This window comes from Geosporobacter ferrireducens (genome assembly GCF_001750685.1).
In the GTDB taxonomy this organism is placed as follows: Bacteria; Bacillota; Clostridia; order Peptostreptococcales; family Thermotaleaceae; genus Geosporobacter; species Geosporobacter ferrireducens.
The window spans coordinates 5586906-5610799 of the sequence record NZ_CP017269.1 but is presented as its reverse complement, the minus strand read 5'-3'; the positions used below and the strand labels follow the sequence as shown (position 1 = coordinate 5610799).

General features: G+C 36.3%; 28 protein-coding genes. 1 reads left to right on the top strand and 27 read right to left on the bottom strand.

Annotated features, from left to right (window positions below; genetic code table 11):
• Window positions 1–23 precede the first annotated feature (23 nt).
• A complete protein-coding gene (locus tag Gferi_RS26320; protein ID WP_069981069.1) occupies window positions 24–1049 on the bottom strand; it encodes an FAD:protein FMN transferase in 1026 nt (341 codons plus the stop codon).
• Window positions 1050–1394: 345 nt separating this feature from the next.
• Here Gferi_RS26320 and Gferi_RS26315 point away from each other — a divergent pair, with 345 nt between their 5' ends.
• Window positions 1395–3251 carry an NAD(P)/FAD-dependent oxidoreductase gene (locus Gferi_RS26315; protein WP_069981068.1) on the top strand — a complete coding sequence of 619 codons (1857 nt, stop codon included), beginning with the start codon at window positions 1395–1397 and terminating at the stop codon, window positions 3249–3251.
• 45 nt (window positions 3252–3296) lie between these two features.
• On the opposite strand, the gene mgsA is transcribed toward Gferi_RS26315, so the two are convergent.
• From mgsA to dinB, 26 genes are all read right to left on the bottom strand, one after another.
• Entirely contained in the window at window positions 3297–3692 is a 396-nt protein-coding gene (gene mgsA / locus Gferi_RS26310; protein ID WP_069981067.1) for a methylglyoxal synthase, read from the bottom strand.
• Between the two features lie 320 nt (window positions 3693–4012).
• Window positions 4013–4288, bottom strand: coding sequence for a cell division topological specificity factor MinE (gene minE, locus Gferi_RS26305; protein WP_069981066.1), 276 nt, complete (start codon window positions 4286–4288; stop codon window positions 4013–4015).
• 22 nt (window positions 4289–4310) lie between these two features.
• Window positions 4311–5108 (bottom strand): septum site-determining protein MinD, encoded by a 798-nt coding sequence (minD, locus tag Gferi_RS26300; protein ID WP_069981065.1) that lies wholly within the window; start codon window positions 5106–5108, stop codon window positions 4311–4313.
• Between the two features lie 39 nt (window positions 5109–5147).
• Window positions 5148–5780: a septum site-determining protein MinC gene (gene minC / locus Gferi_RS26295; RefSeq protein ID WP_069981064.1), complete on the bottom strand. Its 633-nt coding sequence runs from the start codon at window positions 5778–5780 to the stop codon at window positions 5148–5150.
• A gap of 132 nt (window positions 5781–5912) precedes the next feature.
• On the bottom strand, window positions 5913–8672 hold the full coding sequence (locus tag Gferi_RS26290) for a penicillin-binding transpeptidase domain-containing protein (protein ID WP_069981063.1): 2760 nt from the start codon (window positions 8670–8672) through the stop codon (window positions 5913–5915).
• A gap of 5 nt (window positions 8673–8677) precedes the next feature.
• Window positions 8678–9178, bottom strand: coding sequence for a rod shape-determining protein MreD (gene mreD / locus Gferi_RS26285; RefSeq protein ID WP_069981062.1), 501 nt, complete (start codon window positions 9176–9178; stop codon window positions 8678–8680).
• Window positions 9179–9198: 20 nt separating this feature from the next.
• Window positions 9199–9999, bottom strand: coding sequence for a rod shape-determining protein MreC (mreC, locus tag Gferi_RS26280; protein ID WP_169833039.1), 801 nt, complete (start codon window positions 9997–9999; stop codon window positions 9199–9201).
• A 44-nt stretch (window positions 10000–10043) separates the two neighbouring features.
• Window positions 10044–11078 (bottom strand): rod shape-determining protein, encoded by a 1035-nt coding sequence (locus Gferi_RS26275; RefSeq protein WP_069981060.1) that lies wholly within the window; start codon window positions 11076–11078, stop codon window positions 10044–10046.
• A 35-nt stretch (window positions 11079–11113) separates the two neighbouring features.
• Window positions 11114–11776, bottom strand: a complete 663-nt coding sequence (radC, locus tag Gferi_RS26270) for a RadC family protein (RefSeq protein WP_069981621.1) — start codon at window positions 11774–11776, stop codon at window positions 11114–11116.
• A gap of 154 nt (window positions 11777–11930) precedes the next feature.
• Window positions 11931–12518 carry a Maf family protein gene (locus Gferi_RS26265; protein ID WP_236932663.1) on the bottom strand — a complete coding sequence of 196 codons (588 nt, stop codon included), beginning with the start codon at window positions 12516–12518 and terminating at the stop codon, window positions 11931–11933.
• Window positions 12519–12767 carry a DUF4321 domain-containing protein gene (locus Gferi_RS26260; RefSeq protein WP_069981058.1) on the bottom strand — a complete coding sequence of 83 codons (249 nt, stop codon included), beginning with the start codon at window positions 12765–12767 and terminating at the stop codon, window positions 12519–12521.
• A 15-nt stretch (window positions 12768–12782) separates the two neighbouring features.
• A complete protein-coding gene (locus Gferi_RS26255; RefSeq protein WP_069981057.1) occupies window positions 12783–13319 on the bottom strand; it encodes a Gx transporter family protein in 537 nt (178 codons plus the stop codon).
• 11 nt (window positions 13320–13330) lie between these two features.
• Window positions 13331–13708, bottom strand: coding sequence for a NusG domain II-containing protein (locus Gferi_RS26250; protein WP_069981056.1), 378 nt, complete (start codon window positions 13706–13708; stop codon window positions 13331–13333).
• 230 nt (window positions 13709–13938) lie between these two features.
• Entirely contained in the window at window positions 13939–14922 is a 984-nt protein-coding gene (locus Gferi_RS26245; protein WP_069981055.1) for an RnfABCDGE type electron transport complex subunit B, read from the bottom strand.
• Window positions 14923–14938: 16 nt separating this feature from the next.
• A complete protein-coding gene (gene rsxA, locus Gferi_RS26240) occupies window positions 14939–15520 on the bottom strand; it encodes an electron transport complex subunit RsxA (RefSeq protein ID WP_069981054.1) in 582 nt (193 codons plus the stop codon).
• 12 nt (window positions 15521–15532) lie between these two features.
• Entirely contained in the window at window positions 15533–16135 is a 603-nt protein-coding gene (rsxE, locus tag Gferi_RS26235; protein ID WP_069981053.1) for an electron transport complex subunit RsxE, read from the bottom strand.
• An 11-nt stretch (window positions 16136–16146) separates the two neighbouring features.
• The gene (locus Gferi_RS26230) at window positions 16147–16710 is read right to left on the bottom strand and encodes an RnfABCDGE type electron transport complex subunit G (protein WP_069981052.1); all 564 of its coding nucleotides are present in this window, start codon (window positions 16708–16710) and stop codon (window positions 16147–16149) included.
• A gap of 1 nt (window position 16711) precedes the next feature.
• On the bottom strand, window positions 16712–17653 hold the full coding sequence (locus tag Gferi_RS26225; protein ID WP_069981051.1) for an RnfABCDGE type electron transport complex subunit D: 942 nt from the start codon (window positions 17651–17653) through the stop codon (window positions 16712–16714).
• A 15-nt stretch (window positions 17654–17668) separates the two neighbouring features.
• On the bottom strand, window positions 17669–18991 hold the full coding sequence (gene rsxC / locus Gferi_RS26220) for an electron transport complex subunit RsxC (RefSeq protein WP_156782495.1): 1323 nt from the start codon (window positions 18989–18991) through the stop codon (window positions 17669–17671).
• Window positions 18992–19300: 309 nt separating this feature from the next.
• Complete coding sequence (locus Gferi_RS26215; protein WP_069981049.1) at window positions 19301–19849, bottom strand: ATP-binding protein; 549 nt, start codon at window positions 19847–19849, stop codon at window positions 19301–19303.
• A gap of 4 nt (window positions 19850–19853) precedes the next feature.
• Window positions 19854–20522 carry a PHP domain-containing protein gene (locus Gferi_RS26210; protein WP_236932662.1) on the bottom strand — a complete coding sequence of 223 codons (669 nt, stop codon included), beginning with the start codon at window positions 20520–20522 and terminating at the stop codon, window positions 19854–19856.
• A gap of 62 nt (window positions 20523–20584) precedes the next feature.
• Window positions 20585–20920 (bottom strand): AraC family transcriptional regulator, encoded by a 336-nt coding sequence (locus Gferi_RS26205; RefSeq protein WP_083273780.1) that lies wholly within the window; start codon window positions 20918–20920, stop codon window positions 20585–20587.
• Window positions 20921–20941: 21 nt separating this feature from the next.
• On the bottom strand, window positions 20942–21385 hold the full coding sequence (locus Gferi_RS26200; RefSeq protein ID WP_069981046.1) for an ATP-binding protein: 444 nt from the start codon (window positions 21383–21385) through the stop codon (window positions 20942–20944).
• A 5-nt stretch (window positions 21386–21390) separates the two neighbouring features.
• Window positions 21391–21750: a DRTGG domain-containing protein gene (locus tag Gferi_RS26195; RefSeq protein WP_179948115.1), complete on the bottom strand. Its 360-nt coding sequence runs from the start codon at window positions 21748–21750 to the stop codon at window positions 21391–21393.
• A 13-nt stretch (window positions 21751–21763) separates the two neighbouring features.
• On the bottom strand, window positions 21764–22642 hold the full coding sequence (locus tag Gferi_RS26190) for an SPOR domain-containing protein (RefSeq protein WP_069981044.1): 879 nt from the start codon (window positions 22640–22642) through the stop codon (window positions 21764–21766).
• Window positions 22643–22655: 13 nt separating this feature from the next.
• Entirely contained in the window at window positions 22656–23717 is a 1062-nt protein-coding gene (dinB, locus tag Gferi_RS26185) for a DNA polymerase IV (protein WP_083273779.1), read from the bottom strand.
• Window positions 23718–23894: the final 177 nt, after the last annotated feature.

Here is a 23894-nt window from a genome sequence, read left to right as displayed (position 1 = left end):
TTCACCTTCTTTGTACAAAATGCTTAGTTCGCCAGATAAAATGTGTCGTTAGAGATCTTTAATTTTCCCTCCATGCCAGAGGATAAATAAACACCTTTGTCCTCTGTTATGATGATACATTCCACATCATTAATATTTTCTATTAATTCCATTCCTTTTTCAAGTCCTAGAACGTATATACCTGTAGATAATGCATCTGCATCAATGGAAGAATTACTTATAATTACAGTACTAATCACTCCATTTTCTGCAGGGTATCCTGTTTTAGGGTCAATAATGTGGTGGTATCGTATATCCCCTTTCATGAAATATCTTTCATAATTACCAGAAGATACAACCGTCATATTATTTATCTCCACAATACCCATATGGGTACCTGTTGGTTCATAAGGATTCTGAATCCCCACCTTCCAATCATCCCCATCGATTTTGTTGCCTAATGCGTATACATTACCCCCTAAATTAACCATAGCATGTTGAATGCCTCTTTTTCTCAAAATATTTGCAACTTCATCAGCCGCATACCCTTTGGCGATACCACCTAAATCGATAAACATTCCTCTATCTGCAAGTTTAATCTTGTTTTCATCTTGAATTTGAATAGCGTTATAATTTACGTATTTGAGGGCTTCATCAATTTCATTTTTTTCAGGCACCCTCTCATGATCCGTTTCAATGCCCCACAATTTTACTAAAGGCCCTATGGAGGGGTCGTAAGCACCTTTTGTTAAAGCAGCATATTCTTTTGCTTTTCCTAATACAAAGGCAGTGTCATTGCTTACTGCAACTTGTTCTATGCCTGCATTCTTATTGATTTTAGTCACTTCACTGTCTTCGATATTGACACTCATATTTTGTTCAATTTCCTGTATTCTGCGAAAGCACTCCGCAATGACCTCTTTTCCTTTTTGTTGATCCTCTGTCCAAATGCTAATTTGCAGATAAGTACCTAACATATAAGCTGAATCTGTTATCAACGTTTTCTCTTTTGTACATCCTGTAAGTAACATTGACAAAGTTAAAATTATTATAAAGATTTTTTTGAACATCTACTTCCTCCATTCGTCAATGATTGTCTTTATCGATAAGAATTATAAACCCCAATACAAAATGCATTGGGACTCTATTCAGAAGTTTATATTTGTTTCATTCCATTTTAATAATATATCCTAAATAAAAAACTGTCAAATGTAAAAAAATAAATTTCCTCTGAATTCGTCCATAAATTTCTTAATAAATCAAAATCTGTAGATACTCTAAGTTTTCCCCTATATAATCTTATTTTCTATTATTTTTATCATTATACTTGGATTGACATTTCTGATATAATAAACTTGTATAATTTATATCAATACTATCCATTAATATTATTTATTACTTAAGGGGGGTTTTATGTGAAAAGAGTAATCGTTCTGGGTGCTGGATATGCAGGCGTAGAAGCAGCTCTAACGCTACATAAAAAGCTTAAAAAAGAACCAGTAAAGATCTCGATTATCGATGTTCATGAAAGACACACTTTATTAACAGAACTCCATGAAGTAGCTGGAAATAGAGTAGATGAAGAAAGTGTAAAAGTATATTTAAAGGATATTTTTAAATATACTAATGTGGAGATTATTCAAGATAAGATTACATCCATTGATTTTGATAATCAAAATCTTTTATCCGAATCAAGTCAATATGAATACGATTATTTGATAATCGGATGCGGTAGTGAACCAGCTTATTTTGGTATCGATGGTATGGAAGAAAATGCCTTTACACTCTGGTCATTAGAGGATGCTAAAAAGATCAATCAGCATATCCGTACCATGTTTCAATTGGCCTCTAAAGAAATGGATCCTGGAAAACGTAAATCCTATCTAACTTTTGTAGTGGGCGGCGGTGGTTTTACAGGCATTGAAATGATTGGTGAATTAATTCAATGGACGCCGGTTCTCTGCAAAGAACACAATATATCAAAAAGTGAAGTACAATTGATTGTTGTAGAAGCTATGGATAAAATCTTACCGGTTCTTGATCAAAGCTTAATAGAAAAAGCTATGAATTATTTGGGAAAAAATAATATTAAAGTTATGACGAATTCGCCGATTTCAAAAGTTTCAGCTGATGAAATCCAAATGAATAACGGTACTTCTATTCCTACACATACACTAATTTGGACCGGTGGTATCAAAGTAAATCGATTTATTGATACACTAGGATTTCCTGCTGCAGCAAGAGGCCGGGGCCGAATTGAGGTGAATGAATATACTCAATCCACCAAAAATCCAAATGTATTTTTTGTAGGTGATAACTCTTATTTTGTTGAAGAAAAAGGTTCTGCACTTCCACCTTTAGTAGAATCTGCATTGCATACTGGAAAAAGTGCTGCACTCAATATTGCCAATATGATTCATGGCAAGCCTTTGGAAAAATGCAAACCTAAATTACATGGCGTGATGGTTTCTATCGGTCGCAAGTATGCAGTTGCAGACACGATGGGTATGAAGACCTCAGGCATCTTTGCCATGTTTATTAAGCATATGGTAAATGTCCACTATCAATTTGGCATCGGTGGTTTTGAACAAGTAATCCGCTACTTGAAGCATCAATTCACTCATCAACGTAAGGACGACAATATCATTAAAAAGCATCTCACTACAGAAACATTTTCTTTCTGGATGGTTATTATGCGTGTTTATTTAGGATATATGTGGTTGATGCAAGGCATTCATAAGTATAGCGATGGATGGTTTTCAAAAGTATCTATTTATGCACAAAAAGTGGCTGCGGGTGCTGCTGATGTTACTGCTGCTGCTTCCCAAGCCGTAGAAGCCACAACTTCTGCCTCTCAAGCTGTCGAAGCTGTCGCCTCTGCTTCTCAGGTTGTTGATACTGCCACAGGTGCTGTTTTGCAAGGGATGAATCTGATCGGACAAAATACTCCGGAATGGTATGCTTGGATATGTGAGAACATTATTGTTCCTAATGCCATGTTGTTTCAACGGCTCATTGTTATCACAGAATTAGGATTGGGTATCGCTTTTATTACTGGAACCTTTACATTTATTGCAGCAATTGTATCTATTGGTATGAATATCAATTTCTTACTCTCTACAGGATTGTGGGATTACTGGTATCTGGTTACTTCTATTGCATGCCTTGGTGGAGCAGGACGTTCCTTTGGTGTTGATCATTACCTAATGCCATGGTTAATGAGACAATGGAGATATTTAGTAAGAAATAAAGGCGTAAAGATTAATATATAAATAAGCTATGAAAAAGGTATCACCCAATAGTGGGCGATACCTTTTTTATTTAATAATTTCTCTCCATTGGAAATCTCCTTTTTCCATGGCTCGTAATAATATTTCAGCAGTAGCAATATTGGTTGCAACTGGAATCTTGTGTACATCACATAATCTTAGTAATGCTAATATGTCCGGCTCGTGGGGTTGTGCAGTAAGGGGATCTCTAAAAAAAATCACCATATCCACACTATTATTGGCGATTTCAGCACCAATTTGTTGATCTCCTCCCAATGGACCTGATAAGTACCTCTTAATCTCTAAATCCGTTGCCTCCTGCACCATCCTTCCCGTAGTTCCTGTAGCTACCAGCTGGCATTGAGATAGAATATGCTTGTAGGCAATAGCGAAGTTCACCATATCTTCCTTTTTTCTATCATGGGCGATCAATGCGATATTCATTGTTTTTATCTCCTCTCTAAATTAAATTTTCATTCTACTCTTTCCTGCATTTAAAACAATCGTATACACAGCCATAGCACAGCCTCTATAACTAAAGTAAGGTTGTCCAGCATAACATCTGAAATTTTAAAATATTTACAAAGTAAACAAGGCTTTATTTTCTATTACAATCAATTTCCGGTACAATTATATCATATGGACCTGAATTTTCTCAATCTTTATTATTAAATGATTTTATCATTTCCTTTTCATGGCTGCAATTTTTACTAAGTTTGAAAATTGCACGCTCGTAGACAATAAAAAACCGACATCGTCGGTTTTTACCTCGTTTTCATTTTTTTAATCGGAATATTTGCTATCAAAGCAGGTACCATAGCTTCATCAGCAGTCCGCTTTGTTTTAGTAATTTTGATATCTGTACCTTCTTCATCAATTTCCATATAATCAGAGATTACTTTTAACAAATCTCCTTTAATCATTTCCAGGAAATCCGAGGAGCAGTTTGTCCGGTCATGGACTAAAACTAGTTTTAATCTTTCTTTTGCCACATTCTTGCTTGAAGTATCTTCTCTACTGAATAATTTAAAAAAATCCATTGTTACAACGCTCCCTTCAAAACTATTTGCCTACACCAAATAGCTTCCTAAGTTTTGACATAAAAGTTTCTTCTCCTTCTAGCTGTAAAAAAGGTACTTCCTCGCCCATAATTCTTTTTGTGATATTTCGATAGGCTCTTCCAGCCATTGACTTTTCTTCTATAACGGCAGGTTCACCTCGATTGGTTGATATAACGATTGATTCATCATCTGGTACAATCCCTAATAAGTCAATCGCTAGAATATCGATCATATCTTCGATATTCATCATATCTCCTCTTTTTACCATTTCAATTCGTATACGATTAATCACTAGCAACGGATTTCTTAATTCTGCTGCTTCTAATAAACCGATAATTCTATCGGCATCTCTTACAGCTGAAATTTCCGGTGTGGTTACAACAATAGCCCGGTCTGCCCCTGCGATTGCATTTTTAAAACCTTGCTCAATGCCAGCCGGACAATCTATTATAACATAATCAAAGGACTCCTTTAGTTCGCTGCACAATTCCTGCATTTGCTGTGGATTTACCGCATTTTTATCTTTAGTCTGAGCTGCGGGTAGAAGATAAAGACCTTCGAAGCGCTTATCTTTGATAAGGGCTTGTCTCAATCTGCATACGCCTTCTACAACATCTACAATATCATAAACGATTCTATTTTCCAATCCCATCACGACATCTAAATTTCTCAATCCGATATCAGCGTCTACAACTACTACTTTTTTTCCGTTTAACGCTAATCCGGCACCGATGTTGGCAGTTGTAGTTGTTTTTCCTACGCCGCCTTTTCCGGAAGTTATGACAATTACTTCACCCATTTTCATTCCCTCCATTGTCAATATTTCATATTTACAAATTTACTTATTGGGGAGATATGGCTCTATCACCACAGTATGATCCTTTATTATAGCTAATTCTGGTACGATTGGTTTAATCGTATCATGATCAGGGGATCTAGCAATTATTTCCGCGATTCGCAGTTGCGTTGGTTGAAGACAATATGCTGCAACAAAAGCCCTTTCGTTCCCTGATGAGCCTGCATGGGCAAAACCTCTCATTGCACCCATGACCAGTATATTTCCCTCTGCAACCACTTCCGCACCAGGATTTACATCTCCAATAATCACTACATTGCCTGGATAGTTGATTTTTTGCCCAGATCTGACAGTTGCTCTTAAAAATTTTGTATTACCTTCTTCAATTCCTTCAAATGCCTTTTTTTCAGTAAGTCTAATTGGATTCTCCTCTTTCTTCTCAAGGATTACCATACCGTATGAGTTATGTATGATTTCTTTTATTTCATTTTTTTCATCTTCTGTTAAAACTCTCCCAATAAAGTCAACAACTCTTGCACCATTGAAGAAGTGCTTACCTGCTTCAATTTTGCAGATAAGTTGCGTCTTTAAATTGTTAAAATCAACACTTCCATCAAAATGTATAATAATACCTTCTTTACTTCCTTTGAACTCTACACAACTATTTCTAGACATACTACTACGACCTCCAGAAAACTCATAAATCTACATCACTATATATTCTTCAAAACAGTAGCAATTCCTCTTTTTTTAGCAAAAAAGTCATATTGGAAAAAGTAGTAATAAAAAAACACACTTACACAGTAATTACTGTGTAAGTGTGTTTTTTAGATTAATCTTCTCTCCAGTGTTGTTTAGTCCAAAATACTCAGCCATAATTTCTCTTGCGATCGGCGCTGCGTATCCTCCAGAACCACCTTGGAATATCATAGAAACCACAACGATTTGAGGGTCGTCATAGGGGGCAAAAGAGACAAACCACGCGAAGTTATCATAATTATCCTTAAACTCGTCCATTTTTGCATCTGTTACCCGATTATTCGTAAGTTCTTTGATCGCTTGTCGCATAGCTAAACCTAGATCTTTATACTGGTCTCTATTTTCTCTCATGATCTCTTTCGCTTTTGCTTCAACCTGTTCTATTTTTAAACCTGGTGCGATCCATCTTAAATACTTTCGAAGATATTCGCCTTCATCTTTTGGCTGTATCTTTCCAGCTCTTTGCGCTGTACCAGTTTTTGCAGTTACTTCAAGGGGAAATTTTGCAAATACACTCCTTGAGGTTCCTTCTTCTCCCTGTGCCGCATCAGCCATTCCCCGTTTAATGTGATTTAAGTTGTTATAATCTTTTAAAGGTATTCTATTTTCCTCGTTTTGAAAATCTTCTTCAAAGGAGAAATCATTTCCTACTTTTTTTACTACACTTACCTTGTTTTTATAGCCTCCATTTGAAATCGCAGCGATATAATTGGCCATTTGCAATGGTGTATAGGCATGTTCCCCCTGACCAATTGAAAGGTTGAATGTATCTCCCTTTGTCCATTTCGCTTGATTAAAATAGCTGAACTTTGCAGTATCTGCAAGGGTTTCAACTTTTTCCTTTTTTACCCCTAGTTGACTGACTCTGTTGATTAGTTCGCCTCTTCCAGGGTTTTCCTCAGCCCAATTCACAATGGTTTCTATTTGTTTTTCCAGAAGTGCTCTGTCTGCAATTACTTCTGGTGTAAAATATTCCTTTGCATTTGCATTAATATGCCTTCGCAACATCGCCTTAATACTGGCAGTTTTTTTCTGCGGATTTGGTGCGCCATATGCAGCTTCCGATATTTCTATTCCCGTTGCTTCACCTAACCCAAACATTCTTGTATAATCCAAAAGCTTGTTTACATTCATACCTCCCGGTAAAGGTTGATTTTTGTAATGATCCCATCCTGTAGCCACATTATAGAAGTAATAATTACAGGATACCTCCAAGGCCCTGTACAAATCTACCCATCCGTGCTTTGCCTTGCTTCGGTTCCACAACCAGCATCCGAAACTCCTGGAACCAAGCTGTATAAAACCATTATCATACATTTTATGAGTTGGACTTAATCCCTGCTCTATAGCAGCTAACCCTGTTATCATCTTAAAGGTTGAACCTGGCTGAATAGCTGCTCTTGTAGCGATATTATATAATGGCAGCGGCGAAATGGGGTCTCTTGGATTCTGATCCTGCAATGCTTTCCAATCTACTGAAGAAATACCTGTAGAAAAAAGATTGGGATTGAAGGAAGGATAATTAGCAAGCGCCAAGACCTCTCCGGTTTTTGCATCTAAAGCCACTACAGCACCTGAAGTGGCATTTTTATATACTTTGCTGTATTTATAGTTTCCCCATTGGCTTTCAAAGGTTCCACCTACTTGGATCTGTTTTAAAGCGTATTCTAAGGCATCTTCTGCAATCTTTTGCAGCTCAGCATCTATTGTTAAATAAACATTCTCACCTTTAACAGGATTCTCTTCTCTTAACACATTAATCAATCTTCCGTATACATCTACTTCAACGTATTTAGCGCCATCTTTTCCTTTTAAGTTTTGTTCATAAACTTTTTCGATACCATCTTTTCCAATTAAGTCACTTGGCTTATAGTTTAATTCATTAATAAATTTTTCCTTTTCATTATCAGAAATTTTACTCAGATACCCAATAACATGAGATGCAAGAAAATCATATGGATAATGTCGAATAGGTTCCATTTCAACATTTACACCAGGGAGCTCCATATTCATTTCTTCAATAGCCGCTACTGTATTGTTAGATACATTAAGAGCAATTTTTACTGGTTGATATTGTCTATATCCCTGCTCTCTCAACTCGTGTCTGAGAATTAATATTTTTCTAGCATCGCCATAGTTATAGGTATCCGGAATGTTAAATCTCTTTTTTAATGCAATAAAACTTTCTTCGGCAGTCAAGGTTGTATCTAAGTTATATTTCTGCAAAAAGTTTTCTTTTTGCATTTCCTGCAAAAACTTCATTGTCTTAACAGAGATTGGCGGAAATATACCGTGATATTGCTGCATTTCCGCTTGTGCTTCAAAAACATCTGCTTTGGGGTCAATTTCTAATCTTTCTCTTAAAATGTTAAAAACTTCCTGTGCATCTTTTGTTTCGTAAATTCCTTGCTCTTCCAGCCAATCCTCAATTTCATTATCATAAGTAAAAATATATTTTCCATTTTCCAAAACGATAGGAAAATTGTCAATTGATTTTTCACCATTCTTTTCTAAAATATTTAAAAGCTTGATAGCAATTTCGTTTGTTTGCTCATCAATAAGTTCGTTCTTCATAATTTGAACAGTAAAACTTGGTTTGTTTCCAGCTAATAATCTACCATATCGATCACGAATTTCACCCCTCGGTGCAGTAATCGGTATCTTTTTAATGCGAATATTATCAGCCATTTCTTGATATTTTTCACCTTCAACAATCGTAAGTGTAAATATCCTAATAAACAGTATTATAATAAATACCGCAAAAAAGAGAATAACTTGATTATATCGATCCTTCAATTTTTCTAACATATTGATCACCTTGTTTTAACCTTAATATAAGGTAATTTAATAAACTCGTATAGCCGCTTGTAAATAAAAGGAGAAAGTAATCCATTATAGACTGCCTCTATAAGAATAACGTTTCTTAAAAGAGGTAAGAAGTCTGTTCGTATCTGGTAAATATACATGAGCGAAAAAAGAAAGAGATGATAAATTGCTGTTGATAATACTGTAAACAGCACCGGTGTTAATGGATTATCTTTAAATATAGCCTTTTCCAGCATTCCGATATTATATCCTAACAGCATATAAATTAATGCATTTACACCAAAGACATTCCCCAAAAAAATATCCTGCAAAAGCCCTGCAAAAAACCCGATCAATGCGCCTCTATTCTTTCCCCATAAAATAGAAAAATGAACGACAAGGATGAGTGCTGTATTTGGAAGGATGCCAAAAACTCTAAAATGCTGGAGAAGCGTTGACTGTAATAAAAAGTTCGTTATTAGAATCATAGATACTGCAAAAATTCTCATGCACAATACTCCTTTTTTTGCTATTCCCCTTGGGATATTAATACCATAACTTTATCGATCTTTTTGAAATTTACAGCCGGTTCTACAGTGATTGTTTTTAACAGCTCATCTTCTTTCTTTGAAACTTCCTTGATCTCTCCGATCACGATACCCTTTGGGTATATACTCAAACCAGATGTAATTAATTTATCTCCAACAACTACTTCGGCTTGCGGATCAATGAGATATCCTGTAAGACTTGCTTTAACACTTCCTCTGATGACACCAATGTATTCATTCTGTCTTAATATTTCAAAGCTTACAGAGCTTTTGTTATCAATGATGGTGATAACTTTCGCCCAGTTTTCTCCAACTTCATATACTCTTCCGACCAACCCATTGCCATTTACGACTGGACTGTCTTTTTTTATTCCATCTCTCGTTCCTACATCAATGGTAAAAATATTAAACCAATTTCCCGTATCTTTCCCTGTCACACTGGCAGAAACATGATGGAATCGATCTTCTTCCTGTACATAGTTTAAGGCTTTCGACAGATTTCTTAATTCCTCCAATTCACTTTGCGCTAATTGAAGTTCGACAAGCTGTTTTGTTAGCTGTTCATTTTCTTCACTTAACTTCTTATTTTCCCTATCAATGCGTCTAAAAGCGAAGATAGGCCTAATAGTATTTTCTACAAATTGTCCGCCGCTGTAAAGGAAACGCTGCACCGGGGTAAACATACTGCCAAAAACATTTTCAGGACCGCTGATTTTTACTCTTCCACCTATAGACATTCCCATTATAATAATGAGAATGATAGTAACAGCTGTTACTATCATTAATGCACCTCTTTTTAAAAGCACCTTCATCCCAATTCACCACTTTATCCCAATTTCTTTGGAGAAATGAGAACTCTTCTAAGAGTTTCTATTTCCTCAATGGTTTTACCTGTACCCAACGCTACACAATCTAAAGGTTCTTCTGCAATTTTAACCGGCATACCTGTTTCTCTTCGCACTAATCGATCTAATCCATCCAATAATGCACCACCGCCAGTAAGCATAATACCGAATTCCATAATATCAGAAGCCAGTTCTGGAGGTGTTTTTTCCAAAGTATACTTAATTGCATCTACAATTGCATTTACTGGCTCATGCAATGCCTCCATTATTTCTGTAGATGATATTTCTAAAGTTTTCGGTAATCCTGAAACCAAATCTCTTCCGCGAATGGCTAGTTTGTCTTCTTTTCCTTTAGGATAGGCAGAACCAATTTTTAGTTTTATTTCTTCGGCAGTTCTTTCACCAATCATAAGGCTGTATTCTTTTTTAATATATTGAACAATTGCCTCATCTAACTCGTCGCCGCCAATTCTTATGGATTTACTCGTAACAATACCACCAAGAGAAATAATTGCGATTTCTGTTGTTCCACCGCCAACATCCACCACCATGCTTCCTGTTGGTTCTTCTACAGGCAATCCTGCACCAATTGCTGCTGCCATGGGCTCTTCAATTAAATAAGCTTCCTTTGCACCAGCCTGCAGGGCTGCTTCTTCGACAGCTCTTTTTTCAACCTCCGTTACTCCAGATGGAACGCCTACAACGACTCTAGGCTGAAAAAATAAAGATTTTTTGGGATATGCTCTTCTGATGAAATATTTCAGCATACTTTGTGTTACATCAAAATCGGCTATAACACCGTCTTTAAGCGGTCTTATAGCAATTATATTTCCAGGGGTTCTACCAATCATTTGTTTCGCTTCCTGACCAACTGCAAGAACCTGTCTCGTATCTTCTTGGATTGCCACAACGGAGGGTTCCCGAACAACAATTCCTCTTCCTCTTACATAAACCAGTGTATTAGCAGTTCCTAAATCTATTCCCATATCTTTTGAAAAAAATTGAAACACTCCCATGAATTCTGCTCCTTCCTAATTGTACATTCGTGATCTTATATAATGGAAAGCTCTTTTAAACTTTTGTAACAACCATCTCCAATAATAATATGATCTAATACATCTATACCAATAATATTACCAGCCTCTATTAATCTTTTGGTGATCGATATATCCTCTTGGCTAGGTTGAGGATTCCCACTCGGGTGATTGTGCAACAGTATAATTGAAGCAGCGCTTTTTTTAATCGCTTTTACAAATACTTCTCGAGGATGCACCAAGGAGGCATTGAGATTTCCAATAGAAATAATTTCTGTAGCGATAATGCTGTTTTTGGTATTCAACAAAAGAATCTTAAAATATTCTTTTTTATGATATCTCATTTCCTCCATAAACATATCGGCTACATCTTTTGGAGATGTAATCTGATTGCTTTGAGTAGGTGTTATTTTTGCTATTCTGCGTCCTATCTCAATGGCTGAAACGATTTGACAAGCCTTAGATGGGCCAATTCCTTTTATCTCACTGAGTTCTTGGACGGTACAATCGGCAAGATATTTCACTCCCTCATGATCCATAGCCAAAATACGATGAGCTAGTTCTATAGCAGAAACATCCTTTGTACCTGTTCTTATCAGTATTGCCAACAGTTCTGCATTAGACAAAGAGGAAACGCCATTCTTTACAAGTTTTTCTCTAGGCCTCTCATTTTCAGCCATCCTTTTGATTAAGACACGTTGGTTTGGATTTATCACTACCTACCACCTACCTCAATAAAGCACAAAATTGACCATCGTCAATTACTTTTTTTAAGGTTTGCCTTATAAGAAAGATCCGTATCCGGACTCCTTTTTATCCAGCATCCCGTTTTACTCACATGAGTTCAATCTTAAAATACTTCCTTAAGATGTCATCAAGTTTTGATATAGGGAGACCTACTACATTAAAATAATCACCCTTAATCCAATCAACCAGTAGAGAGCCTTTTCCCTGAATTGCATAAGAACCTGCTTTATCCCAAACTTCTCCAGATTCAATATATTTCTGAATTCTTTCATGCTCCAGTTTTTTTAGCTTAACCTTTGTACTTTCAAAATCAACAATTTTGATATCAGTCGATTTTTGCATAACAGCAATGCCAGAAATTACAACATGTATATCGTTTTGCAATAGATTTAACATGCGATAAGCATCTTCATAATTCAATGGTTTGCCAAAGATCTCATTTTTGTATACTACTGTATCTGCTGCAATAACAATATCATCTGCCTCGCAATACTGTAAGACATTTAATGCTTTCTCGAAAGCCAAAGCCATTGCTATTTGTTTAGCTTCCTCTCCTTCATGAATACTTTCTTCAACATTTGCAGGTATTATGTCAAAGGGAACTTGAAAATTCTCTAGAATTTCCTTTCGTCGTGGAGAAGCAGAAGCCAAAATTAATTTATTCAAATCTGTCACCTACATTCTTGAAAATATAAATAGAGCTATTATTAGGCCAATGACACCCGCGAGATTTAAATGAAGCATAAATCCAAAAGTAAGCTTTATGACACTGAGATCCAATGTAAAGGGCTGCAGACCTACTGATTTGCCATAGTTCAATATAGGTACAGTTTGCTTAAATACTTCTCCTAAAACACCACCTATAACTGCTCCTACTGTTAACAATACAATAAGAATAAGTGGATTTGCACTTTTTACTTTCATAACAAGTCAAGCCTCCTATTGTAGATTGTTCTCTTGAAACGAATCATTTTGATTCGCAACAATATTTTTTAGATGTTTTGTTGCATATATCGAAGCAAGGCCAACAAAATATCCTGTAAAAAGGCTGACTAGTATCATAATCGGCAAATAGGTGAAAATTAAAGGATTATGGATCATTATACTTGCAACAGTAAGCTGTGCAATGTTATGGGCCATAGAGCCAAATATACTCACACCAATCAGGCTAAAAAAACGTGAAAAATGTTTAAATACAACCCACATAACCACTGTACTAAAAAGGGCTCCTGAAATACTATAGAAAAAGCCAGTTACAGCACCTGTTCCCAATGCAGCAACAATACATCTTGTGACAGCTACAAAAATCGCATATTTAAACCCAAATAATACAAGTGTAATTAGATTTACAATATTAGCTAGTCCTAGCTTCGCACCCGGCACGATAAAAGGAACCGGGATAGATGATTCAATGATATGAAGACATATTCCAGTTGCAACAATTAAAGATAAAAATAAAATATTTCGTATTTTCATATCGGCCCCCTCTAATAGCTAATAATGTCTATATCATTTGTTTCTCCACCAATCAGCTTGACAGAAACTCTATTTGGAAGACAAACACTTATCTGATTTGACCTAGAGAGCCACCCCATTTTAACACACAATTGATCTTTACAATCGGCTTCTTTGATCCTTACCCGATTCCCTTCTACCTCAATGACATTTCTTCCGGCAGCAGTTTCTACTGTAATTATTTGATTTGCTTGGGCCCCGCCTAAAGAAATTGTCTTATAAGGTTTTCCATCTACTTCAATAGCTAAATAAAGATTGGCCTTATTTGTAGATATGGATTTAACATAGAACATTCCAAGTACACTAGAACAAATAACCATAATTATCAATATCTTATCCCATTTTGTCAAGCTTATCATCTCACTATGTCTTATTTATAATTTTACCAAATTCTTCATGAAATATAACTTTTGTTCAATAGTCTTTATGGCTTAAAATGCTGTTTCTATCAATTCTAAACCCAGTTTAAGTTTAACATTTTGAAATTCTCATTACAAGTAGTATTTTTTTCTTATGATTTCCATATTTAAAACAAAAAGGAACATATCCTTTCGGAACCGTTCCTTTTTGTTTGCATATATTAAGACATCTTAATCGTTTTCTTAGGACATTTCTTTTCACAAACTCCACAGCCAATACATTTTTCGGCATTAACTGTGTGTACCTGTTTTAATTCTCCTTCAATAGCATCAACCGGACATTGCTTTTTACATATTGTACATCCAATACAGTTTTCCGCAATGATTTCAGCTTTTCTTCTTTTTTCAAAATTTGCATAGATTGCCTTTGTCGGACATTTTTCTGCACAGATCATACAATTGGTACATTTTTCATAATTAATCTTTGCAAGATTGTTTGAGAATTCCATGGCATCAAATGGACATGCTTTCACACAAATCTGACATGCAATACAACCCACATTACATTTTTGTCTGACCAGCTTTCCCGTCTCTTCATTATTACAATCTACGACAACGTCCTGTTCATAAGGGGTAAAGTGAATTACTTGTTTTGGACAAACTTCTATACATTTACCACAAGCAGTACATCTTTCAGGAATAATTCTCGCAACTTTTCCATCTGTGATCTCAATGGCATCAAATTGGCAAGCCTTTACACAAGTTCCCAAGCCAAGACAACCATAGCCGCAGCTCTTGCTGCCTCCTGCGATCATAGAAGCTGCTTTACAATCTTGTATTCCAAAATAGTCAAACTTCTCTTTACAGTTGCTGCTATCTCCTTTACAAATCACTCTAGCTACTTTTTTCGCCGTATCCCCTGCATCCACACCCATAATTTCAGCAAGTTTTTTTGCACACTCAGGTCCTCCAACAGGACATCCATTTACTGGCGCATTGCCTGCTACTACTCCATTGGCAAAACCATCACAGCCAGGGTAGCCACAGCCCCCACAGTTAGCACCTGGGAGCGCATCTCTTACTGCCACTACCCTAGGATCTACCTCTACTGCAAACTTCTGAGAGGCGAAGGCTAGGCCGGCTCCAAATAAAAGTCCCATTCCTCCCAAGCTTACAATTGGAAGGACAATTGCTGATATATCCATATCATCTTACCTCCTTCTAAACGAGTCCTGCAAAGCCCAGGAATGCTATCGACATTAATCCCGCAGTAATCAGTGCAATTGGAAATCCTTTAAAAATCTGTGGTACATCTGCAATTTCAAGCCTTTCCCGAATACCTGCAAACAGTACAATCGCTAGTGAAAAACCAATTGATGCACCAATAGCGTTTACGATTGTCTCTATCAGATTATATTCAAATTGAATATTTAGTAAAGTTAAGCCCAATACCGCACAATTTGTCGTTATCAGTGGAAGATATACTCCCAATGCTTGATATAGCGTAGGGCTAACCTTCTGAATAACCATTTCAACAAACTGTACTAAGGATGCAATAACTAAAATGAAAGCAATGGTTTGCAAATAAGCCAGGCCCATGAGATCCAATACAAAAACCTGTACAATATAAGTGATAATGGATGCTAAGGTCATTACGAAAGTTACGGCCATCCCCATACCTAAGGCAGTTTCAACTTGCCTTGAAACGCCCAGAAAAGGACAAATTCCAAGAAATCTAGACAAAACATAATTGTTTACCAGTATAGCACTTACCAGTATAACGAAAAGTCCTCCAACTGACATTGTTTACCCCCCTTAATATTGATTCGCTTTCTTTGATGAAGCCCAGTTATACAGTGCTAATAACAATCCTAGTGCAAGAAAAGCTCCCGGCGGAAGAATCATGATTAAAGCCGGCTGGTAAGAAGCACCTAGAAGACTGAATCCAAAAATAGAACCTGCTCCAAGCAACTCTCGCACAGATCCCAGCACTGTGAGGGATAATGTAAAACCAAGACCCATTCCAATACCATCCACGGCAGATTGATGTATAGAATTCTTTGAAGCAAATGCCTCTGCTCTTGCTAGGATTATACAGTTAACAACAATTAAAGGAATAAATAATCCCAAGGCCTTATCTAAGGCAGGTACGAATGCCTTCATTAATAATCCGACAACTGTTACAAAGGTCGCGATAACTACGATAAAGGCAGGTATACGAATTTTACTCGGTATAAATTTTCTGAGTAAAGAAATTACAACATTTGAACCTAATAATACTGCAGTCGTTGCAAGTCCCATTCCAACTCCGTTAACTGCTGAAGTTGTAACAGCTAATGTTGGACACATGCCTAATACTTGAATAAAAATTGGATTCTCATATAAAATACCTTTTATAAAAGTTTTTCCCAAGTTCACAAGCCCACCTCCTATTTCAATTTCTCATTGAATAAACGGACTGCCATATTGACACTGTTGGTAACAGCGCGAGAGCTAATCGTAGCACCTGCTATAGATTGAATTTCATTGTCTTTAGGAACCCCTGATTTGATAACCACTAGCTCAGCGTCTGTTGATTTACCGGTATACTGTCCCTTGAAGGAGTCCTCTGCAGCTTTTGCACCTAGACCTGGAGTTTCTGTATGATTACCCACACTTACGCCATGAACAATGCCATCCAAGCCAATACCTATCATAACTTCGATGGGGCCACCATATCCGTTGGAATTGGCTTTAATCGTATAACCTATAGACGTACCGTTTTGTAAACCCTTATAGACTTCAAGAATGTTATCATAACCATTAAATATTTCGGTTTCAAGAGCCTCAAATTCTTCAGCATCCGGCAAAACACTTTGTCGTGCTAATACGTTAGCCTGCATGATTTGATTTTCTATTGGAGTTTTTGTTACTTCATTGGTAAATCCTAATACTGCAGCAGCAACTGTTGTAATGATTAATAAAATAAGCCCTAACTTCAAAATCTCACGCATGCTATTTCACCTCCCCGAATACCCTTGGTCTGGAATACTTGTCAATTAACGGAGCAGCTACATTCATGAATAAAATTGAATAGGAAACCCCTTCCGGATAGCCCCCATAAAGTCGTATAATACTTGTAAAGAAACCACAGCCTAATGCGAAAATTACTTGACCTCTTGGCGTGACCGGTGAAGATGAATAATCTGTTGCCATATAAATAGCACCTAACATCAATCCTCCAGCTAATACCTGGTAACTCATAAAATAAAAATTAAATCCTCCCAGCAAGAAGGTCAATACTGCAACGGTAGCAATATAAATCACCGGAATGCGTGGTGTAATAACACCTCTATAGATTAGATATACGCCTCCTAGAATTAAAAGGATCGCAGACGTCTCTCCGATACATCCTCCTACATTTCCTATGAGCAAATTAAACAGCGAAGGAAGATTTTGGCCTGCTCCTTCCATTCCTCCGATCAGTGCAAGCGGTGTTGCGGTGCTTACAGCATCGGGTCCCGGCTTTATAAAATTTGTCATCTGTACAGGCCATGATGCTAGAAGCATTGCACGCGCCGCTAAAGCCGGATTCATAAAGTTATGGCCTAGTCCTCCAAAGGCATGCTTTACGATTGCTATAGCAAATACCGAACCTACAGCCGGCATCCACCATGGTGCAGTTGCAGGAATGTTAAAAGCTAGTAGTAATCCGGTTACAACTGCACTCCAATCATTGATGCTAATAGGTTGATTTCTCAATTTTTGCACTGCCGCTTCTGTAGCAACCGCTGCAATCACAGCAGAAAGAATTACCTTAACTGCTCCCATTCCAAAGAAGTAGATCCCCGCCATTGTTGCAGGCAGTAATGCAATTACTACATCACGCATGATTACATTTATAGCTTCATCTGAACGCAGATGAGGTGATGATGATACGATTAACCGATTCTGCATTGTGTTCCCTCCCCCTTACTTCACCTTTCTTTTCTTAGCGATGATTTCACGCTTCGTTACCCTAATTGACTGTAGTAAAGGCCTTTTTGAAGGACAAATAAAGGAACAGGAACCACATTCAATACAATCCAGGGCATTATACTTTTCTGCTGTTTCATGCATATTCTGTAATGCGTAGGCACTAATAAATAACGGTTGAATAAATGCGGGGCAAATCTCTACACACTTACCACATCGTATACATGGCTTTGGTTCAGGAAGCTTCGCTTCTTCTGGTGTTAATACCAGTATTCCAGATGTACCTTTTATGACTGGAATTTCATCTGTATACTGCGCTAGTCCCATCATCGGCCCTCCCATAATCAGCTTTCCAGGAGTACCACTGTATCCACCACATTGTTCTATTAATTCTTTAAATGAAACACCAATCTTAATCAGTAGGTTTTTAGGTTCTTTTATTCCTTTTCCTGTTATGGTTGCAATTCTTTCTATCAGCGGCATACCAGTTTTTAATGCATTGCTAATTGCAGCTGCTGTGCCCACATTATTCACAACGACACCAACATCCATCGGTAAGCCACCTGAAGGTACTTCCCTTTTCGTACATGCATAAATCAATTGCTTTTCTGCCCCTTGGGGATACTTCGTATGCAGTCCAACAATCTGAATCTGATCATTCTTTTCAACTGCTTTTTTCATAGATTCAATAGCATCTTTTTTGTTATCTTCAATACCGATGAATGCTTTATTTACATCTAGCACCTTCATCATAGCCTTCAATCCATAAATAACTTCCTCAGGGTTTTCTAACATTAATCTGTGATCTGCAGTTAAAAACGGTTCACATTCTGCACCATTTAATATAATTGTATCTATTTTCTTTTCTGGAGGCGGCGATAGTTTTACCTGGGTTGGAAATGCAGCTCCGCCCAAGCCTACAATTCCTGCTTCCTTGATAATGTTAAGAATTTCTTTGCCAGAAAGGTCCTCTATCTTGCCCTTTGGTATAACGCTTTCATGTACTGTATTCAGACCATCATTCTCTATAACAATACATACTGCCTCACCCGTTGGCGTCAACATTCTAGCAACTTGTTTTACTTCACCGGAAACACTGCTGTGAACTGGAGAGGACACAAAACCATTTGCTTCCCCAATCTTTTCCCCTACTTTCACCCTATCTCCTGGTTTAACCAAAGGTTCACAGGGGGCACCAATATGCTGTTGTAGCGGTATGGTTACAACTTTAGGTTCTGCTGCCCTTTCAACTCCCTTTCTTGCCGTTGCTTCCTTAAAGTGTGGTGGATGTACACCACCTCGAAAGGAAAGGAAACTCATTGACATTCACCCCTTATTCTTTAAAGTATAGTAAAAGGAAACACTCATTTTTCTTTGCAATACTAATATTAATTATAAAGTAAAACGTTTTTCATGTATACAGTATTATCCAACAAAAATGAAAATTTCTTATACTTATTCTACTATTCACTTAATTGATAAGTATAAGAATTTTTTTTGAAAGTTTATAAATATTCTTACTATATAATAGTATCTGCAATGTCGTTAAATGTCAATTGTTTGACTTTTTAACCATACTTGCATTTTATACAAAAGCAAAGAAAAATGAATTGACAAAAATCACATTTTTCATGATTTACTGTACAATTCATTTAATCCCTCTTGAATATAATCCTTTATCCAAGTTATGACTTCAACAGCAATAATAGGTAATTCTCCAGTGATTTTTTTTATTTCTTTTGTATCAAAAGTAAATATCTCTTTATTATAGATGTGCTTATAATAATATTCTATATATTCATTACCATGAATACAAGTAGCAATTGTTTCTGCCATATTTCCTAATGGCGCCCGATCTATATGACTTCTTTGAAAAACTGCTAATACAGTTGTTCCTTCTCCTTTGACAGACTCTATAGAGAAAGAACCATTACATCTTTCGGCAGCCGCTTTGAATAGAGATATTCCTAGACCTACTCTACGACTTTTTCTTGTAGTTATAAAAGGATCGGTTACCTTTTCCAGCATCTCTCGATCCATACCAATACCATCATCCGTTATCTTTATAGAAAACTTGTCCATTGAATCGTCCTCTTCAATGATTATTTTAATCAAGGAGGCATTGGCCGAAATACTATTTTGAATAATATCTAAAATATGGAGAGATAATTCTTTCATCCCCTCACCTCACTGTATTGTTATTCTGGGAAAGTACAGAAAAAATCTCATCTATCGCTAGTTCACCCACTTCCAAGTAATGTTCTCTTTCAGAAATTTCCCATAGATAATGAGCATCTGAATCTTGTATAATATTATAATTTTTAAGATTAGGGTGTTTTGTTTGGAAAGATTGTATATCTGTTTTTTTAGTTAGCTCTATGGTATTAATTGGAAGATGTTCTGGAATGAATCCCAGGTTAGTGATAATACTATAGGCACCTTTATTAATGTGTGCCGGAACTGCAATACCACCCAAGTTGCTTATTTTTTCTACTGCTTCTTCCAGCGTAATAGCTGCAGAAGTAATTAATAGCCGATGATTTTCTCCAACAATACAATCTTGTTCATCAAAGATCAGTTGTCTTCCAAAAAAATCTGGCAAATTTTCTTGAGTACCTAATTTACCGAGAATAATTTCATGAAAATTTTCTAACATTGAAAGATTTTTAAATAGGCATAATAAGTGGATTTCTTCCTTGGTCTGCAACTCCATTGCCGGTATGACCAAAATTCCATTTTTTTCACCTACTCGAATACAAGCACGACAATTATCTATACTGTTGTGATCTGTGATTGCAATAACGTTTAAACCTTTAATCACACTCATGTTGATAATATTATTCGGTGTCATATCCTTATCTCCACAGGGAGAAAGAGCAGTATGAATGTGTAAATCATAATATGCTTTTATCATTACCTCAGACCTTGTTCATATAGCCGTTTAAATATTTCAAAACTGCTCAAATGTGTTGCTAAGATTGCAATGTCCTCATCTACTGCTTTATCTACAGTGGCATTATCAATTTCTGCATCCTCAGGTATAATGATACATCCTAAATCAAGCAGACTGGCAATAGCTACCACATTCACATGAGTCTGAACAGTAATCCAAGCATCGCCTTGTTTTGCATGGGACATAACCCAGCTAAGCAAATCACAACAGTATAATCCGGTAAGTTCTTTTTCTAAAGCTGTTTTACCAGCTATATGCCGAAAGCCTACTTTCTCAACTAAATCTTTAACGCGCATTTTGATTTTCCTCCTTAATGATTAACCATTTATATAGATGATCATTGTAACAATAGTCGCTTCGCCTTTTTTTGAATGAATGCTAAATTCATTACTGCATCTTTTCATATTCGGCAGTCCCATACCTGCACCAAATCCCAGTTCTCTTACCTTATTGGAAGCGGTTGAATAACCTTCTTGCATAGCAAGTTCTATATTCTCAATACCTGGCCCAAAGTCTTCTGCTGTGATTTGAATATGATCCGGGTTAATTAGCACCTTTATCCTTCCCCCTTCGGAATGGATTACAATATTCATTTCTGCTTCATAGGTTACAATTGCGGTTCTTCGTATAACCGTATCATCAATTCCTAATTGTCTCAAGACTTTCTTTACATTACTGGAGGCTTCCCCTGCTCTAGAAAAATCATCTTTAATAATCTCATACTGTAATTTGATTCCGTTAATGTTGCTTTCTTTGTCCATTTTCTTTATTCAACTCCTCTAATAGGGACTCCTTTTAAACCATTTTTGAATAAAATGCCACATGCATTATACATAATATGTTTTGTTGATAAAAGAACAATGTTATTTTCAACAGCTAAATCTAAGACTTCCTTACTCGGTTTTTTTCCTCTTACGAAAACAATAACATGTATATCTAACATCTCTGCAGTCCGAATTACTTGAGGGTTTGTTAATCCAGTAAGCAACAGCGTCCTTCCACTGGTAAAAGCTAATACATCACTCATTAGATCACAGCCGAAGGCCATATCTACCTCCTCATCCATACATTCTTCCCCGATCAAACAATCAGCTTCTAATAATCTTTTTATCTCTTCAATTTTCAATTCAATCCCTCCATCAGTATGCATCACTAGTCGCAAAACTATAATATTGGTAAAGACTGCTTGTGAATGTATTTTGCAATCTAATAAAAGCATTTTGATCTTTTAAAATCAAAGATTCTTCAAGTCCAACAATCATTTGATCCAGCATTGCTATATAAGCAGCGTTCAACTTGCCCAATTCTGCTGTAGGTGCACTTTTTTCTATCTCTTCTTTAATTTCTTTTACCTGTTGTATCTGTTGGGAAATTTTCTCCAAGTCTTTTATATTTTGATTAATATAGTCCTCAGAGATTTGTTTTGAAAGTTGTTGATAAATTTCAATTAACTTTCTATTTTCGTTTGAAAGTAATAACGTATATTTTGCATCATCCTTATTATACTTCACTGCACGCACAGGTATGTTCGTTGTGACTACAAAAGCATTTTCATCAAAAGCTTTGACTTTTGGAAGTACTTTGTCCACTTCGTTTCTATCCATTAGTGCGATAGAAATCACTTTAAAACCATCCTTCTGCCATAGATAGACTCCAAAGTTTTCTTTTCTCAAAGTATCCATTAAAACTTGGGCATTGTCGGTAGTTGAAAAACTGCCTAGTTGAATACCGTGAATGGTAAAACCTTGAATCTCAAAGGTACTGGCATAAGCCTCCTGTGTTGTCTCTGCATTTGTATTTGCGCTCTCTTGCGGTGAAGGCTGTTCTCGGTTTTCCTGTACCATTTCTTTTTTCTGAGAAAGCTCTTGCTTTGATAAAATATTTGGAATAACAATATATTTGGTACCTATATATCCCAGCGAAATGGCTATGACTGGAAGAAGCAATGCAAAGGCAATAATAATCCCAATATTTCTTCCCTTATATTCCCTGCTTGTTTTCAATCTGGTTTGTCTCATTCCCATTCCCCCTTTATAACATATGATCAAAGTTTAGTTGCATTTGCATAGGTTCATTAGGATGTAGAATATTTGAAACCTGTATCCCAACAAGCCGCAGCTTTTTATCTCTAGATATTTTTTTTACCAGTACATTTTCAGATGCTTCTCTTAACAGCTTTAGATCACTTGTATATCCGCTGAATGAAACCGTTCTTGAGATCTGAGTAAAGTCCTCATATTTTACTTTTACTGTAAGCGTTCTAACAAGCAAATTACCTTCTTGCAGTTTTTTAACAATTGCCTCACATTGCTGATAAATCTGCTCTTTGAGTAGTGTAAGATCATCAGTATCCTTAGCAAAAGTGCATTCTTCTCCCAATGATTTTCTTTTGTATTTATTTTCTACAGGTCTATCATCTTTTCCTCTTGCATAGTTTAACAATTCTATACCTTTTTTCCCGAATTTACCTACTAGAATTCTTTCATCATATTTCAACAAGTCATGTACTTGATAAATCCCAATACGATTTAATTCTTTTTCTGTCTTCGGTCCAACACCCCAAAGTTTTCCAACTGGTAATCGATTTAAAAATTTTTGAATATTTTTCTCTTCAATGACTGTAAAACCATCTGGTTTTTGATATCCGGAGGCTAATTTTGCTAAAAATTTATTGACGGATATCCCTACAGATGCAGTTAAATCTAATTCTTGTTTAATTTTATGCTTGATTTCCAATCCAATCTCTATAGAATCACTTCCACAAACATCCAAGAAAGCTTCATCTAGAGAAAGAGGCTCGATCAAGTCCGTATATTGTGCAAATATCTCATGAATTTGATTTGATATTTCTATGTAACGCTCCATGCGGACAGGAATAATTAGTAACTCTGGACAAAGCTTTTTTGCCTTCACTGTCGGCATCGCAGAATGGATGCCATATTTCCTTGCTTCATAAGATGCAGTACAGACAACCCCTCGCTCCTCTGGATTCCCGCCTACAACAATTGGTTTATTCCTGAGATTTGGATAATCTTTTTGTTCTACAGAAGCGTAAAAAGCATCCATATCAATGTGCACAATGGATCTATGCACATTTTCACCCCCAATGATCTTAACATGATCTGATAATTGAATAAAAAAATAACTTTTTCTTCATTATATCATAAAGATTTTTGGAAATTTGTCCGATATTGTTATTGTGATATTTTTCTTCCAATTATTTTATACTGAGAAAGGAGTGGATTCACATACATAATAAAGTTATTCAGT

Excerpts from the sequence above, each read along its gene's own strand:
- Gferi_RS26320 (WP_069981069.1), bottom strand. The coding sequence starts at position 1,049 with ATGTTCAAAAAAATCTTTATAATAATTTTAACTTTGTCAATGTTACTT.
- mgsA (WP_069981067.1), bottom strand. The coding sequence starts at position 3,692 with ATGAATATCGCATTGATCGCCCATGATAGAAAAAAGGAAGATATGGTG.
- minE (WP_069981066.1), bottom strand. The coding sequence starts at position 4,288 with ATGGATTTTTTTAAATTATTCAGTAGAGAAGATACTTCAAGCAAGAAT.
- minD (WP_069981065.1), bottom strand. The coding sequence starts at position 5,108 with ATGGGTGAAGTAATTGTCATAACTTCCGGAAAAGGCGGCGTAGGAAAA.
- minC (WP_069981064.1), bottom strand. The coding sequence starts at position 5,780 with ATGTCTAGAAATAGTTGTGTAGAGTTCAAAGGAAGTAAAGAAGGTATT.
- Gferi_RS26290 (WP_069981063.1), bottom strand. The coding sequence starts at position 8,672 with ATGTTAGAAAAATTGAAGGATCGATATAATCAAGTTATTCTCTTTTTT.
- mreD (WP_069981062.1), bottom strand. The coding sequence starts at position 9,178 with ATGAGAATTTTTGCAGTATCTATGATTCTAATAACGAACTTTTTATTA.
- mreC (WP_169833039.1), bottom strand. The coding sequence starts at position 9,999 with ATGATAGTAACAGCTGTTACTATCATTCTCATTATTATAATGGGAATG.
- Gferi_RS26275 (WP_069981060.1), bottom strand. The coding sequence starts at position 11,078 with ATGGGAGTGTTTCAATTTTTTTCAAAAGATATGGGAATAGATTTAGGA.
- radC (WP_069981621.1), bottom strand. The coding sequence starts at position 11,776 with ATGGCTGAAAATGAGAGGCCTAGAGAAAAACTTGTAAAGAATGGCGTT.
- Gferi_RS26260 (WP_069981058.1), bottom strand. The coding sequence starts at position 12,767 with ATGAAAGTAAAAAGTGCAAATCCACTTATTCTTATTGTATTGTTAACA.
- Gferi_RS26255 (WP_069981057.1), bottom strand. The coding sequence starts at position 13,319 with ATGAAAATACGAAATATTTTATTTTTATCTTTAATTGTTGCAACTGGA.
- Gferi_RS26245 (WP_069981055.1), bottom strand. The coding sequence starts at position 14,922 with ATGGATATATCAGCAATTGTCCTTCCAATTGTAAGCTTGGGAGGAATG.
- rsxA (WP_069981054.1), bottom strand. The coding sequence starts at position 15,520 with ATGTCAGTTGGAGGACTTTTCGTTATACTGGTAAGTGCTATACTGGTA.
- Gferi_RS26230 (WP_069981052.1), bottom strand. The coding sequence starts at position 16,710 with ATGCGTGAGATTTTGAAGTTAGGGCTTATTTTATTAATCATTACAACA.
- Gferi_RS26225 (WP_069981051.1), bottom strand. The coding sequence starts at position 17,653 with ATGCAGAATCGGTTAATCGTATCATCATCACCTCATCTGCGTTCAGAT.
- rsxC (WP_156782495.1), bottom strand. The coding sequence starts at position 18,991 with ATGAGTTTCCTTTCCTTTCGAGGTGGTGTACATCCACCACACTTTAAG.
- Gferi_RS26215 (WP_069981049.1), bottom strand. The coding sequence starts at position 19,849 with ATGAAAGAATTATCTCTCCATATTTTAGATATTATTCAAAATAGTATT.
- Gferi_RS26210 (WP_236932662.1), bottom strand. The coding sequence starts at position 20,522 with ATGACACCGAATAATATTATCAACATGAGTGTGATTAAAGGTTTAAAC.
- Gferi_RS26205 (WP_083273780.1), bottom strand. The coding sequence starts at position 20,920 with ATGCGCGTTAAAGATTTAGTTGAGAAAGTAGGCTTTCGGCATATAGCT.
- Gferi_RS26200 (WP_069981046.1), bottom strand. The coding sequence starts at position 21,385 with ATGGACAAAGAAAGCAACATTAACGGAATCAAATTACAGTATGAGATT.
- Gferi_RS26190 (WP_069981044.1), bottom strand. The coding sequence starts at position 22,642 with ATGAGACAAACCAGATTGAAAACAAGCAGGGAATATAAGGGAAGAAAT.